Here is a 14,760-nt window from a genome sequence, read left to right as displayed (position 1 = left end):
CGCAACCGCCGCTCGGGCGACGCTGCGCGCCCCGCGTGCCGCGTCGCCCGAGGATGTGGTCGGGGTGGGCGCAATCGCCGGGGCGGGTGTGCCGGTGGGTGCCTCCGTCGAATCGGGTGTGCCGGTGGGCAGGAATGTAGTCGCCGCAGGCATGCCCGTTGGATTGGCTGTGTCGACGGGCGTATCCGTTGGGCCAGGTGTGCCGGTGAGCGTCGTGTCGACGGGCTTTTGGGCGCTGGGGGTTACCGGGGCGCTGGAAGTCTCCGTTTCCTGAATGCAGGGGATTCCCTGTGCGTCGGAGTCCGGCTGCACGGTGAGGTCTTTCTGCGTGCCGTGGATTTCCGGTGCTCTGGCGGTCTCCTGTGCGTCGGAGTCCGATTGTGTACGGGGTGTGCCCGCAGCTTCCTGTTTGCTGGGAGTCTTCTGTACGTCGGAAGTTTCCGGGTTGTGCTGTGGCTCGTCCATACCCTGCGATGCGCTCACTGTCTACACCTATTCCTACTCCGGTGGCATTCCGGGACATTGTAAACGTAGGTTCAGGACGAATTTACCTTTCGTTCACTATGCGCGGGTCGTTCGTCATCGCGTCGACGTGATTCGCCGCGACCGTGCCGGTCTGTACGCGCGCGGCGCCTCGATGGACGGTCGGCAAGAGGTGCTGCCGTCGGAAAGGCGATCGTAAGATAGACAATAAGATATTGGAAGATAATTGTAAGATGATAAGATAAGATAGAAGATAACCGTAAGATAGATACCGCGATAATCGATGCGATGCGCGATACCGTCAATGCTGCGAAAGAGGTCACCATGTCTATGTCGTTCATGGAAGGATTGCGCACCGAGTTCAAACGGACGTGGACCGATGGGGCGAAGCGTTCGGCGGTAGCCTTTGCGAACACGGACGGCGGCGTCATTTATATCGGCATTGATGATGACGGCACTGCGGTGGGATTGGACAATCCCGACGAGACCATGCGGCGTGCCACGCAGGCGGTGTCCGATGGCATCCGTCCTGATGTGATGAGTTTCGTCTCGGTCGAACCGGAAACCGTTCAGGGTGTTCCCATCGTCGCAGTGCACGTGCAACGTGGCTCGCACCGGCCGTACTATCTGGCGGATAAGGGCATCCGCTCCGCCGGAGTGTACATCCGTTCAGGTGCCGCCTCGATACCCGCATCCGAATCCGCAATCGTGGACATGATCCGGCAGACGGCCGGCGACTCCTTTGAGGACGCGCTCTCGCTGGAACAGAATCTGACGTTCGCTGCAGCTCGCAGCGCCTTCGCGGACGCTGGAATCGGATTCACCGAATCGTCACAGCGCACACTGGGACTGCTGGACGCGGACGGAACGTATACGAACCTTGCTTGGTTGCTCTCGGACCAATGCACGGCATCGGTCAAAGCGGCGGTATTCGCCGATGGCCGCAAGGAGGTGTTCGTCAATCGTCAGGAATTCTCCGGATCGCTGCTCACGCAGTTCGATCAGGTCGGCGAATTCATTGCCAGGCATAACGTCGTGCAATCCCATACCGGGCAATCCATGCGGCGTGTCGATGAATACGACTACTCCCCGCTGGTGCTGCGCGAAGTGCTGCTGAACCTGCTGGTACACCGAGACTACGGTCTGTCCGGACCGTCGCTGATCAGCATATTCGACGACCGCATGGAATTCCTGAATCTCGGCGGGCTCCCGGACCGATTCACCCGCGAGGATATGATGAACGGCATCTCCTCCCAACGTAACCCGAAACTTGCGAACATCTTCTACCGGTTGCGGTTGGTGGAGGCTTACGGAACCGGTGTGCGACGCATCATGGGCGATTATCGCAATGATTCGGTCAAGCCGGAATTCGACATCAGCGACCACTCATTCCGGCTCACCTTGCCGAATCATCGCTACAGCCGTTTGTCGAGTGAGGAGGGCAAGGCGACATCGGGGACGAAGGCGACATCGATGACGGGCATGTTGGGGCCGGGGGTGTTTGGGCCGGGCGTGTTCGAGCCGAAGCCCGAGGTATCGGCTGGGGCCGACTCGGTGGCGGCGGTGCCTGATGTCGGTGCTGCCGCGGCGGAGCGGCAGCGCGTCGTTCTCGACTACGTGCGCGGGAACGGGAGCGTCACACGCCGCAAGGTGCAGGAGGTCACGGGACTGTCGCAATCCACTGCGGCCGCCATCATCAGGGACATGGTGGAACGAGGGATGCTGGCGCGGGATGGCCGCGGGCCGTCCACGCGATACCGGCTGCCTTCCGCCGGCGCGTGACGGAGTTCCATGATTGCCGCTAGCATGGTGCGGGTAATCGCACATCAACGATGAAAGGTTTGAGACCGTGGCGAACGTGGTGGAGCAAACGCAGGACAAGACGCAGGACGCTGCGGGTGACGCGCGAGGTGACGTGCAGTACCCGGATCTGGTGATTGTCGGCGCGGGCCTGTTCGGCCTGACCGTCGCGCAGCAGGCGGTCGAGCATGCGGGCGCGCGCGTGCACATCATCGACGTGCGCGACCACATCGGCGGCAACGCGTACTCGTACTTCGACGAGGAGACCGGCGCGGAGATCCACAAATACGGCGCGCACCTGTTCCACACGTCCAACAAGCGCGTGTGGGACTACGTGAACCGTTTCACCGAGTTCACCGACTACGTGCACCGCGTGTACGCCACGCATGACGGCGTCGTGTACCCGCTGCCCATCAACCTCGGCACCATCAACCAGTTCTTCGGCAAGGCGTACACGCCGGCCGAGGCGCGCAAGGTCATCGAGGAGCAGGCCGGCGAGCTGGCCGGCACCGATCCGCAGAACCTCAACGACAAGGGCATCCAGCTGATCGGTCGCCCGCTGTACGAGGCGTTCATCAAGAACTACACGGGCAAGCAGTGGCAGACGGATCCGAGCGAGCTGCCTGCGTCGATCATCAAGCGCCTGCCGGTGCGTTTCAACTACGATAACCGCTACTTCAAGGACACGTGGGAAGGCCTGCCGAAGGACGGCTACACCAAGTGGATGGAGCGCATGATCGACGATCCGCGCATCACCGTGTCCCTCGGGGTTGATTTCTTCGACGAGTCGCAGCCGTACAACAAGAAGGCGCTGCGCGCGGCCGGCGTGCCGGTCGTGTACACGGGCCCGGTGGACCGCTACTTCGACTACGAGCTCGGCGACCTCAAGTGGCGCACCGTGGACTTCAAGGAAGTCCGCTACGACGAGGGCGATCACTTCGGCTGCCCGGTGATGAACTTCTCCGACGCGGACGTGCCGTACACCCGCGCCATCGAGTTCAAGAATTTCAACCCGGAGCGCCGTGAACAGCAGAATCCGGACAAGACGGTCGTGTGGGAGGAGTACTCCCGCTTCGCCGAGCGCGGCGACGAACCGTACTACCCGATCAACACGGACGAGGACAAGGCCCTGTACGCCCAGTACGAGGCGAAGGCCGCCGCCGAGCCGAAGACCGTGTTCGGTGGTCGTCTCGGCACGTACAAGTACTACGACATGCACAACGTGATCGACACCGCGCTCACCGCCTACGAGGAGCAGGTCGCCCCGCTGCTCGCGAAGTGAGTTGACGCTCGGCGCGAGGTGACGCTGCGCGGCGCGGCTCCACACGGTGCCGCGCCGCGTCGCATGTGTGACGTGATGTGTTGCGCAATCGAATCGGTTGTCGATAGGTATCGGCTTCCTGCGAAGCGGGTCGGCAATGCCGCGTGTAGCTCCCGGCCATCGGGTCTCGCCACAGCGTAGCCGCCCGCTCGGCGACCGAAGGGTGGGACGGAATCGGGCTGATGTCTGTCGGAACTGTAAAGCTTCGAAATCAATAGAGCCGTCGATAAGATGATTTTATGAGATTTTTTTGCATTGATTGCCTTAAGTGATAATCTGCATATTGCAGAAAGGGGGGGGCGTATGTTCTTCTCACTTGAAGTGGAGAATTTCCGTTCAATCAAGGAGCGGCAGGCTCTTACCTTCCAACGTGCCGGCAATGGTTCTGAATCCAGGCTCGATCTTGGAAGCGACACCGCCGGTGGCGACCTCACTCCGGTCGTCGTCTTGTTCGGCGCCAATGCGTCCGGCAAGTCCAACGTCTTGGACGCCTTGAAATACGTACGGGCATTGGTGTTGGGATCCGCAGACAGGGAAGTGGGCAAACCTCTGCCTGTGCAGACGTTCAGACTTGACGAGAAGTCACGCGAGGCACCGTCGTCGTTCCGTATCCGTTTCTCCACGGCTGCGCACGAATACGAGTACGAGGTCTCGCTGCAGGATGGAATAGTCGTTTCCGAATGGCTTGGCGAACACGTTCGGAATACGACGCGTCGTTCTGTGCGCACATTGTTCTCTCGTCGCGTGGCGGACGGGAAAAGCGCTATCACGGTGTCGGCCAAACTGCGTGGATCGAAGAAAGCCATCATCGACGCCACCCGTGACAACATGCTATTTCTGTCCAAAGCGGCGAAGGAGAATTTCGAGCCGCTTATGGACGCGTACCACTGGTTTATCCCAGCGGACTCATCCACGGACCCCGTCAATCTTTTCGACGAGGATCCGAAGTTCTGCGAGTGGGTTCTCCAGTTGCTGGGAAGCGCCGATTTGGGCGTTTCGGGTATTCGGATTAAACCGCCGTCGCAGCGTCCCCCTCAGGAATTGGTCAAGATGCTCGCCGAAGACGATGATTCGGAGTCGCTGGCCGACGCCGAACAGCGTCTGATGAAGGCCAATCGTCGACCGACGCTTTCGCACCGAGCCATCGTTGACGGTGTTCTTACGGCCGAGGAGATTCCGTGGAACTATGAGTCCTTGGGCACCCGACAGCTCTGGGAATACGCCGGCGGAATCTATTCGGCGCTGAAAAACGGCACGCTGTTGCTGCTGGACGAGATTACCGGACTGCACCCATTGCTGCTGAAGGAGATCATCATGCTCTTCCAACGGAAGAGCACCAACCCCAACGGGGCGCAGTTGCTGTTCTCCTCCCATGATGTCACCTTGCTTGGGAACTGGGGTGGTCTCGGTTTTCTGCTTGACCGTGATCAGATCTGGTTCACTGAGAAGGGCAATGACGGTATCACTCAGCTGTATCCGTTGACTGACTTCTCGCCGCGCAGCGAGGAGAACATCGAGAAGCTGTATCTTCAGGGACGTCTCGGTGCGACTCCGATTCTCGGAGACCTCGTGCGGGAAGCGCCACGGGAATAGTCCGAACGACGGGGATGACGGTAAGGGAAACGGTCATGAGCAAGAAGAGGGGCGTTGGCAAACGCCAGGTGCCGCCACGATTCATACTGGTGTGCGAGGGGCAAACGGAGAGAGGTTACTTCCAAGCCGTCAACCAGCTGCTTCGACTGGCGGGGATATCCGTGAAGGCAGTACAGGACGAGGTGTCCCCGCTGGCCATCGTCGATAGGGCGAAAGACTACATTACCGGCAATCCCAAGCGAGGTATCGAAGCGGTCGAGAAGCAGGACCAGGTATGGGTTGTGTTCGATTGGGATGAGCACACCGGTGAGGTCGTACGCGCCCGGAAGGAGGCGGAGCGATTAGGCATTCACGTGGCACTGTCCAACCCTTGCTTTGATGTCTGGCTGATTTGGCATCTAGAGGACTATATGCGTGTCGGATGTTTGGCGAAACAGACCGATGCGGAACTGAAGAAGGTATGGCCTTCCTATTCGAAAGGTGCCGACAATCCTTGGGCGGCATTGTGGACTGGGCTTCGTAAGGACGGACTGCACGAAGCATCCCGGCGGGCACGTGAAGCCGACGCGAAGCTGCGCTCTGATAATCTGGCGTATCCTGAGAATCGTCCCTCATCCGAGGTGCTCGAGCTGATGGATGCCATCAAGGATGTGTGGGAGAAGACTGCCCGACGGGGAACGGGAGAGTGTCCAGTCGGGTGACGGCGTACCGCGGCTGCGGGCGACTCTTGTCGATGAAACAAACGGGCGGTAAACTCGCCCACTATGTCTGAAGTGAAGAATGAAACCAGCGGTACGGGCGTGACTGCGGCGCCCGGCGACAGTACCGGCCTCGATGCCGGCCCCACTTCCCTCCAATCGGTCGAATCGCTTGACCAGAACAACGAAATGGCGCGTGGCCTCAACAATCGCCACGTGCAGTTCATCGCGATCGGCGGCACGATCGGCACCGGCCTGTTCCTGGGCTCCGGCAAGTCGATCGCGTTGACGGGCCCGAGCATCATCTTCGTGTACATCGGCGTCGGCATCGTGATGTTCATGCTGATGCGCGCGATCGGCGAACTCATGTACCGCGATCCGAGCCAGCACACGTTCATCAACTTCATCACCCGCTATCTGGGCAACGGCTGGGGCAAATTCGCCGGATGGTCGTATTGGATCGTGCTCGTGCTGATCGGCATGAGTGAGATCACCGCCGTCTCCACGTATTTCATCACGTTCTTCGACACGTTCGGCATGGACCTGTCGCATTGGAAGTGGCTGATCGAACTGTGCTTCCTCGCCGCGTTGGTCACCATCAACCTGATTGCCGTGAAGGCGTTCGGCGAAGCCGAATTCTGGTTCTCGATGATCAAGATCACGCTGATCTGCGCGATGATCGCCACCGCCGTCGTGATGGTCGTGATCGGCTACCATTACGACGCGGTGCAGATCACCGGCCGCGACGGCGTCTCCCCGGCCGGGCACGCCGGTTTCGACAACATCCTCAACGGGTTCTCGCTCGCGCCGAACGGCTGGCTCGCGTTCCTGATGAGCTTCCAGATGGTGTTCTTCGCATACGAGATGATCGAATTCGTGGGCGTGACCGTGTCCGAAACGCAGAATCCGCGCAAGGTGCTGCCGAAAGCCGTCAACGAGATCATCGTGCGCGTGCTCATCTTCTACGTGGGTGCGCTGGTCGCGATCATGGTGATCGTGCCGTGGACGTCGTTCACGCCGAACAAGGACGGTTCGTTCGCCTCGCCGTTCATCATGGTGTTCCAGTACGCGGGATTGAACTGGGCGGCTGCGCTCGTGTTCTTCGTGGTGATCACGGCCGCGTCGAGCGCGCTGAACTCGCTGCTGTACTCCGCTGGGCGTCACCTGTACCAGCTCGCGCACGAATCGGACTCCCCGGTGTTCGGCAAGGTGGGCGTCGTGTCGAAACGCCACGTGCCGGCGCGCGCGATTCTCGTTTCCGCCGCGCTGATCCTGCTGTCGCCGATCATCAACGCGATTCCGGGCATGTCGAGCGCGTTCGTGCTGTTCTCGTCCGCGTCGAGCGCGGTGATCATCTTCATCTACATCCTCACGATGATCGCGCACCAGAAGTACCGTCGTTCGGCTGATTTCATCAGCGACGGTTTCGTGATGCCCGCCTACCGGTTCACGAACACGTTCGCGATTGTGTTCTTCGTGTTCGTGTACGCGACGCTGTTCCTCGCGGACGATACGCGCGGTTCCGCGATCGCCGGTCTGGTGTGGCTCGCGGCGTTCGGCGGCTACTGTCTGCTGCACGAGCGATTCCAGAACCGCGACCTCAGGGCTGCGCTGAAACGGTAGCGGGTACGGCGGTGTGTTGGTTCTGTGGACGCGGAATCGACCTGCGGCCGATGCTTTTCGAGTAGCATCGGCCGCAGGTCGGTTCTGTTCGTCGCGGGACTTCCGACGGTTCTCTGATTTCGGTATTGCCCTCGACCCGAAGATGACGGTCATCGCAGGAGATGACCGTCCGGCAGGACGGCGTTGCTGAACGCCGCTGCGGTGGCGTTGGATGCCGCGTTGGCGAAGATTGACGGCGCGGAAATGAGACGGCGATAGTGTTTACGGTCACACAATCGGACACTTGAGCGTTTCAGTAGTTGTCCGATAGGTGAGACGTCGTTCGTGGGCGTGTCGCGCCTGCTGACTCGATTTTCCGGGGGGGGGGGTGCTGTTTTCCTTGGTATCAAGCGGAAGGCAGCGGTTCTCAAGTTGGTCATGCTACTGTAAAAACTACACGAGGAATGCGTGGGTCGTACCAAAGGAGTCACACGGAAGGAGTATGAACGGTTCCTAGTAGAGTTGACAGAGAGAAGATGTCAGCGCAGTCGAAAAGAAGAGGAAGACGAAGAAGCGCATGATGTTGCACGAACACCAGAACGATGAATCCCGTCGCGGATTCGCGGCGAAGAAGGGACGCGGCATAGCCGGCCGTGTGGTAGCCGCCATAGTGTCCCTGGTGATGCTGGGCTCCGTGAGCTTCACGGCAGGCACCGCGCTCGCCGACACGGCACAGGATTCCAACGCGGCCACCGTCGTCGCCGACGGTACGACCGATGCGAACGCCGCTGCGGCCGGCAATCGGACCGCGCAGGCCACGCAGCTGAGCAATAAGGCGCAGAAGGCGCAGGATGCGATCAACGCCCTGCCGGACGCCTCCGCCGACGATTTCACCGTTGACGCCAACAACGTGGGCGAACTCAACGACCAGATCGCCAAGGTCAACGCCAAGGTCAACGCCCTCTCCACTGATGAGGTCCAGAAGCTCGATACCACGCGAGCCGACGTGCTCATCCAGAAGGTCAACAAGTACAGCCACGACTGGGCCATCTACGCCGCCCAAATGGTGGCCGAAAACGCCCCGTCCTCCACCAAGCTTCCCGATGGTGTCTCGTGGGCCGATGTGCGCAGCTATATCGATGCCAATTTCACTGGCTCCAAGGTCTTCGCCGATGCCGTTTACAACACGATTTACGCGTCGGGGCAGGATTACACTGACAGCGATAAGTATGGTGGATACACGCCGCGTACTGCTGCCGATGTGATTAAGTATTACGGTTCTGGCGATGCGTCGAGTGAAATTCGTATAACGAATACACTGGAGAATAATGCTGTCCTCAGAGGTATTCTTCTGCTTGTCAGGACAAAGAGACTTTCCATCGAGGATGTGGGTTCTTGGAAGAGCCTCGGTTTTATTGAAGATGCCTATCAGGAAGTGTCCACCAAGCCCTTCCCGGCTGATAAAGATTTGGGGCCGGCGGTGTCTGTGGATTCTATCGGTATTACCGTACTCCCGAAGAACCCGTATCAGCTTAATCTGACACGAACTTTGGGTAATATTCATTATTTTCAAACTACCGCATATAATGATATGCCGGTGGCTATTCTTCGTCATTCTGGTAGTGGGAATACAGAAATTGCGATAGATACAACTTTAACAGGCCGTTCGGCAGATGTTGATTTGGGTAGTGTGACTGCTGCTCGTAATGCGGATAATGCGATACATCCTACCGAGGTAGAGCCGTCGTTTACAAGTTCAATTGATGGCAGCTACTCGGGAACCGATCGGTTTACTGCTTCGGGCAATAGCGTAGTCTTGTCCATACCCAATAGCGGTCAAGATGGGCGGTATGAGGAGCGTATCGGATTCCAAAGCATTTATGGGTTCTACAATAATACGGTTAAGACTTACACGTCACTTGATTACTTCTATCGTGCTGATGTCACGTATCTCAATACGGTGAAGATCGAGTCCAATGACACCGTGCTGTCCGATTTGAGCTTCCAGAAGGTGGATGCGACTACCGGCAAGCCCATTCCGGGCGTGCAGTTCAAAGTGTATGCAGATGAGGGGGGTACCCAGACCGCGCAGCAGGCTGTTGTCAAAGACGGCAAGGTTCAGCTGAAGCAGGACGGTTCCATCATAATGCAGGACACCGGAATCTACACCACCGACTCCAATGGTGAAATCACGGTTCCGTACATGCTTGCAGGCAAGACGTATTACGTGAAGGAAGTCGCAGTGCCCGCTGGCTACCAAATCGATTCCAAGTCCAAGCCGGTTAAGGTCACTGCCAACGCCACTGTGACTGAGGCAGACGTTCTTAACGGTGAAGGCAAGTCTGCAGAGGTCCTTAAGGACAAGAACACTGCTGTCGCTGATGACTTCAAAGGCATTCTTGATTGGGATGTTGCATGGAATAAAGGTAAGGGTAACGTTACTCTTACCTCTGGCACGCAAAAAATCACCGTGAACAACGGCGTGTATATCAAGAACAGTGGCAATTCGGTCACATTGAACGATGCTTCCGTTACCGGTGATGGTGTGCAGCTTCTCAGCGGTGCTCCGACATATACGATGACCGATAGTGACGGCACCAAGGGAACGTTCAAGACCCTTCAGGATGCTCAGGACGCCATCAACAAGCTCATCGCGGAGAAGAAGCTTGATGCCGATAATGCGGTGATTACCGTCAACACCGGCAAGCGCGTCTACTACGCTCCTGGCAAGAACGCGTCGGAGACGCAGGTCACGAACAAGAAGCTGCCGGTGTATATTCAGCCGTCGGTGACGAAGCTCCTTTCCGGTGACGCTGTGCTCGGCAAGGACGAGTCGAAGACGTTCACGTTCAGGCTTTCCGGTGAAGGCGTGGACCAGACCGCTTCTGTCGAACTCAAGAAGACCGGTAAGGCCGCCTCGGTTGGCATCGCCGCCTTCGACATGCTGAAGTACGATGCGGATGCCCTCGGTATGGACGCGAACGGTCAGCCCGTCACGGACAAGACCTTCACGTACAAGATCACCGAAGAGTCGGGCAACGACCCTGACGTGACCTACAACCCCGATGGTGTGTACTACGAGATGGCGGTTCACGTAACCGCGCTCGACGGCACCACCAGCGACGGCTACGGCTATCGCGCGGAAGTGACTGTTACCAAGGTCGCGACTGGTCAGGATGGCGTGGAAGACAAGACCCAGGTCTTCAACCGCGCGTTCACCAGCAAGGAGACGAACGGCAACTCTACTGACGACAAGGGCAACGTGACCTACCAGCCCAAGCCGGGGCAAGTGAAGACGGAGGACTTCCAGTTCGAGAACGTGCTCAAGCCGTCGTTCGAGTTCGTCAAGACCGATGGCGACGACTACAAGTTCCTGCTGCAGGGTGCGACGTTCTCCCTGTTCCGTTGCAACAGTGAGAGCTGCCCGGAAGGCTTGGTCGACTGGCGGAACGGCAGTAATGTCGGCCCGGATAAGGCTTGGTCCATGTTCGCCACTCAGACGAGTGGCACGAACGGCAAGATTGAGTTCTCCGGTCTCGCCGATGGCGAATACCGTCTGGTCGAAACCAAGGCGCCGAGTGGCTACACGCTTCCGGCCGGCCAGTGGCGGGTCATCGTCAAGGAAGGCTCGATCGAGAGACCCGAGGCGGTTGCGGATAAGGACGGCAACCTGCCGCCCGCCTTCCACACGGATGACAAGAACGGCGGACTGCTTGGTTTGGGCAACAACAAGCACATGTCTGTTCCCTCCACTGGTGGGCGTGGTCTGATTGTGTTCGCTTCGCTGGGTGGCGCTTTGCTGCTCGCGGGTGTGACGGTATTGACCGCTGAAGCGAGGAGGAAGGCGAATCTGCAGTAACTAGGTTTTCTCGGGCGGCCGCGTTGCACATACGCGGCGTGGCCGCCCATTGATTCACAAATCAATACTTAAGAGAAGGAAAAGCAAAATGTTCAGTTTGAAGAAGAGCGGCATCGCAGCCGTGGCCGTCGCGGCGGTCGCCGCCATGCTCGGCTCCTTCGGCCTCGCCGCCCCGGCCATGGCAGCGGATACGCCGAATGGTGCCACCACGGACAAGGGTTCCATCACTATCAGCAACGTGCAGGGTGGCGCCACCGTGACCGCGTACAAGGTCATCAACGTCAACTACACGAACGAAGGCACGGCTGAGGCTCCGTCCTACGTGCCCGCCACTCCGGAGTACACTTGGGATAATGCCGTGGCCGAATGGGTGCGTGGCAACTACTCCGGATACATCGGCGAGAAGAACGTTGTCAGCAACGAGTATGCGAATCTGAAGGATGATCTGAGCGGCGCGCCGGACAAGAACGGCAACTACTCGTCCGACATCGCGAAGTTCTACGACGGACTGTCCAACGCAGTCGGCAACGGCACTGTCAAGCTGACTGAAGCGAGGCAAGTCACTGTTGAAGGTACCGCGGATGCGAATACGGTCACTCTCAAGGATTTGACTGTCGCCGGTTACCTGGTGAAGATTACCAACAAGAGCGGTAATACTGAAGGTAACGGAAACAAACCTGGGGTCGTCGCCGACTACTCCTATCGTCCTGTCGTAGTGACCGTCGGGTTCTCCCAGGAAGAGGGAGAACCGTGGAAGATCGCGGATGCCGACATTGAGGCCAAGCGCAGCAAGGCCACCATCGATAAGAGCATCAACGAGCAGAATGATGACGGCCACAACAGCGGCAAGGACCAGACAGACACCGGTTCCGACACCGTCGGAATCGGCAGCATCGTGACTTATGACACCCGCTCCAACGTGCCCGTTTTCCCGAAGGATGCCATCGAGAAGAAGTACGTCATTGCCGATACGATGGATGAGGCCCTGACCCCGAACTACACGAACGGGGGCGGTCACAAGTTCATCGTCTACGGCGTTGACGATAAGGGAACCGAAACCAAGATCGGTGAGGGTGCCAGCAACGACTACTACACGCTGACCACTGAAAACGCCGAGGATCTTGATGGCAATGCCGTTACTTGGGTTCTGGACTTCAACTATGAGAAGGTTCGCCAGTTCGACAAGATTCACGTGCAGTACACCGCCACGGTGAACGAGAAGGCCATTGTCGGCGAGCCGATTTACAACAACGTGAAGCTTCAGTACACCAACAACCCGTATGAGAAGGACTCTCACCGCACCGTGCCGGACAAGGTCAAGGTGTACACCTTCGGCATCAAGGTCCTGAAGCAGTTCTTCGAGAACGGTGTTCTGCAGAAGGACAACCTGCCTGCTGGCGCCGAGTTCGCCGTGTACAAGCAGGGCGGCGATAACGAGCTCAGCTTCGTGAAGGATGACAAGGGGTACCGCCCGGCGAAGTCCGGTGAAGCCGGCGTCACCAGCCTGCCTGTGGACTCCAAAGGACACCTCAGCGTCTATGGTCTCGACGAGGGCACCTACGAGCTTGAAGAAACCAAGGCTCCGGCCGGCTACATCAAGCTGAACGGCCGTGTTTCCGTCACCATCACCGCTCTGAAGGACGGTGAAGACTTCAACGGTCACGTCGAAGGCGAGAGCGAACTCGGCTTCGTCTCCACCACCGTCAACAACACCAAGGGCTGGCTGCCGAAGACCGGTAGCGCGGGCATGGTCCTTATGACCGTGGCCGGCGTGCTGCTCGTCGCGGCGGGCGTCACCGTACTGACCCGCAAGCGTCGCGCCTGAACCATAACGAGACAATCGGAGTGAAAACCCTTCGCACGCCGATCGCCTCACCCAACCCCCGCTCGTAGATTCGCGGGTGGGTTCCGAACGGAACCCACCCGCGAATCTACGAGCGGGGGTTTCTGGCATGACAGGACCGGAAACGCAACGTGTATCATCATCGGGGGAACGGAACAATCAGGGAGCGGAAATGGCAGTGAGACGGCGGAACATGCACGCACGCCGCGCGCGCAGTACAACGCAACCACAGCAGAACAAACTCAACACCATCCTCGCGGCCATCCTCATCCTCGCCGGCGTACTCGTCTTCTCCTACCCGATCTTCGCCGACCTCGTCTCCAACCAACAACACAATCAAGTCATCACCAACTACAGCGAAACCGTATCCACCCTCAGCGCCGCCGAAAAGCAGAAACAGCTCAAACTCGCCAAAGAATACAACGACAACCTCACCGGCGAGCCACTCCATGACCCCTTCGTCGAAGGCAGCGGATACGCACTCCCCACCAACTACACCGACGTGCTCAACCTCAACGGCGACGGCGTCATGGGATACATCAGCATCCCCAAAATCAAACTCAACCTGCCCATCTACCACGGAACCGACGACGAAGTCCTCGCCAAAGGCATCGGACACATGCGGCAGACCTCACTCCCCATCGGAGGGAAAGGCAACCGCAGCGTACTCACCGGACACCGCGGACTGCCCTCCGCCGAACTCTTCACCCGACTCGACGAACTCGACAAAGGCGACATCTTCACCATCAGCGTGCTCGATGAAACACACGCGTACAAAGTCGTCGAAATCGAAACCGTGAAACCCGACGACCTCGACAAAATCCGCGCCGAAGCGGGACGTGACCTCATAACCCTCGTCACCTGCACGCCATACGGCATCAACACGCACCGACTCCTCGTCACCGGCGAACGCACCGCCTACCATCCGGACCAAGTGAAGGAGCCCGTCGTGTCGTTCTCACCCAACTCGCCCGACACATGGTTCCGCTTCGGCGGACTCGCGGCCGTCGTGACACTGCTCGCGATTGCGCTGTGGCGCTGGTGGCGGCGGAAGCGGCGGCGTGAGGCGGTCGCGCGCGTCGTCGCGGCCAGCGTGGCGGGGACGATTGGGGGAGTAGTGGCTGGTGGCGCTGCGGGTTCTGGCGGCGGTACCGGTGTAGGTGGCTCTGATGGCGGTGACGCCGGTTCTGGATTCGACTCGGGCTCTGGTGGCTCGGGTGCCGGCATCGGTGCTGCAGACGTGGCCGGCGGTGGCGCTGGCGCGGCTGGTGGCGCTGGTGGTGCTGGTGGCGCTCGGCAGGGGCGGCGTCGGCAGGCACGGACCGTCGCCGGCATGGGCACCAAACAGTTCGAACCCGGCATCGACGAAAAACTCCGCGACATCAGCGACTAGTGTCAGCGATTAGTGGCTGATGCGGCCGGGGCTGGCTAATGGCTGGTGGCCGGCTGCGTGGCCGGTGCGGGTCGGCCTTTGGCGGGGGCTCTTTCGTGAGATGTTGAGGCCGCGTGTCCGTCTAGCCGACGATTCGCAGCAGCAGGTACACGATGAGCCAGGTGCCGA

Annotated in this window: 8 protein-coding genes and 1 pseudogene; 8 read left to right on the top strand and 1 reads right to left on the bottom strand. The window is 59.2% G+C overall.

The window, feature by feature from the left end; translation table 11 throughout:
* A pseudogene (locus tag BFAL_RS11585) lies at positions 1–483 on the bottom strand (hypothetical protein); the annotation flags it as partial.
* Positions 484–771: 288 nt separating this feature from the next.
* Between BFAL_RS11585 and BFAL_RS06010 the strand changes: the two are divergent.
* The 8 genes from BFAL_RS06010 (at position 772) to BFAL_RS11390 (ending at position 14,592) form a co-directional block, all read left to right on the top strand.
* Positions 772–2,265: an RNA-binding domain-containing protein gene (locus BFAL_RS06010; RefSeq protein ID WP_055427514.1), complete on the top strand. Its 1,494-nt coding sequence runs from the start codon at positions 772–774 to the stop codon at positions 2,263–2,265.
* A gap of 76 nt (positions 2,266–2,341) precedes the next feature.
* The gene (gene glf, locus BFAL_RS06005) at positions 2,342–3,565 is read left to right on the top strand and encodes a UDP-galactopyranose mutase (RefSeq protein ID WP_305765038.1); all 1,224 of its coding nucleotides are present in this window, start codon (positions 2,342–2,344) and stop codon (positions 3,563–3,565) included.
* Positions 3,566–3,907: 342 nt separating this feature from the next.
* Positions 3,908–5,197 (top strand): AAA family ATPase, encoded by a 1,290-nt coding sequence (locus BFAL_RS06000; RefSeq protein WP_055427513.1) that lies wholly within the window; start codon positions 3,908–3,910, stop codon positions 5,195–5,197.
* 35 nt (positions 5,198–5,232) lie between these two features.
* Positions 5,233–5,898, top strand: coding sequence for an RloB family protein (locus BFAL_RS05995; protein ID WP_055427512.1), 666 nt, complete (start codon positions 5,233–5,235; stop codon positions 5,896–5,898).
* Positions 5,899–5,961: 63 nt separating this feature from the next.
* Complete coding sequence (locus tag BFAL_RS05990) at positions 5,962–7,518, top strand: amino acid permease (protein ID WP_082440410.1); 1,557 nt, start codon at positions 5,962–5,964, stop codon at positions 7,516–7,518.
* Positions 7,519–8,074: 556 nt separating this feature from the next.
* Positions 8,075–11,356 (top strand): SpaA isopeptide-forming pilin-related protein, encoded by a 3,282-nt coding sequence (locus BFAL_RS05985; RefSeq protein ID WP_055427510.1) that lies wholly within the window; start codon positions 8,075–8,077, stop codon positions 11,354–11,356.
* 88 nt (positions 11,357–11,444) lie between these two features.
* Positions 11,445–13,181: a SpaH/EbpB family LPXTG-anchored major pilin gene (locus tag BFAL_RS05980; protein ID WP_055427509.1), complete on the top strand. Its 1,737-nt coding sequence runs from the start codon at positions 11,445–11,447 to the stop codon at positions 13,179–13,181.
* Positions 13,182–13,371: 190 nt separating this feature from the next.
* Entirely contained in the window at positions 13,372–14,592 is a 1,221-nt protein-coding gene (locus BFAL_RS11390) for a class C sortase (RefSeq protein WP_201780447.1), read from the top strand.
* The last annotated feature ends 168 nt before the right edge of the window (positions 14,593–14,760 follow it).

The sequence above is a fragment of the Bifidobacterium aesculapii genome (assembly GCF_001417815.1).
GTDB lineage: Bacteria > Actinomycetota > Actinomycetes > Actinomycetales > Bifidobacteriaceae > Bifidobacterium > Bifidobacterium aesculapii.
The sequence above is the reverse complement of the archived record's forward strand: the minus strand, read 5'-3'. Positions and strand labels throughout refer to the sequence as shown.

Coding starts and splice junctions, on each gene's coding strand:
- BFAL_RS05985 (WP_055427510.1), top strand. CDS start 8,075: ATGATGTTGCACGAACACCAGAACGATGAATCCCGTCGCGGATTCGCG.
- BFAL_RS11390 (WP_201780447.1), top strand. CDS start 13,372: ATGGCAGTGAGACGGCGGAACATGCACGCACGCCGCGCGCGCAGTACA.
- BFAL_RS06000 (WP_055427513.1), top strand. CDS start 3,908: ATGTTCTTCTCACTTGAAGTGGAGAATTTCCGTTCAATCAAGGAGCGG.
- BFAL_RS05995 (WP_055427512.1), top strand. CDS start 5,233: ATGAGCAAGAAGAGGGGCGTTGGCAAACGCCAGGTGCCGCCACGATTC.
- BFAL_RS06010 (WP_055427514.1), top strand. CDS start 772: ATGCGCGATACCGTCAATGCTGCGAAAGAGGTCACCATGTCTATGTCG.
- BFAL_RS05980 (WP_055427509.1), top strand. CDS start 11,445: ATGTTCAGTTTGAAGAAGAGCGGCATCGCAGCCGTGGCCGTCGCGGCG.
- BFAL_RS05990 (WP_082440410.1), top strand. CDS start 5,962: ATGTCTGAAGTGAAGAATGAAACCAGCGGTACGGGCGTGACTGCGGCG.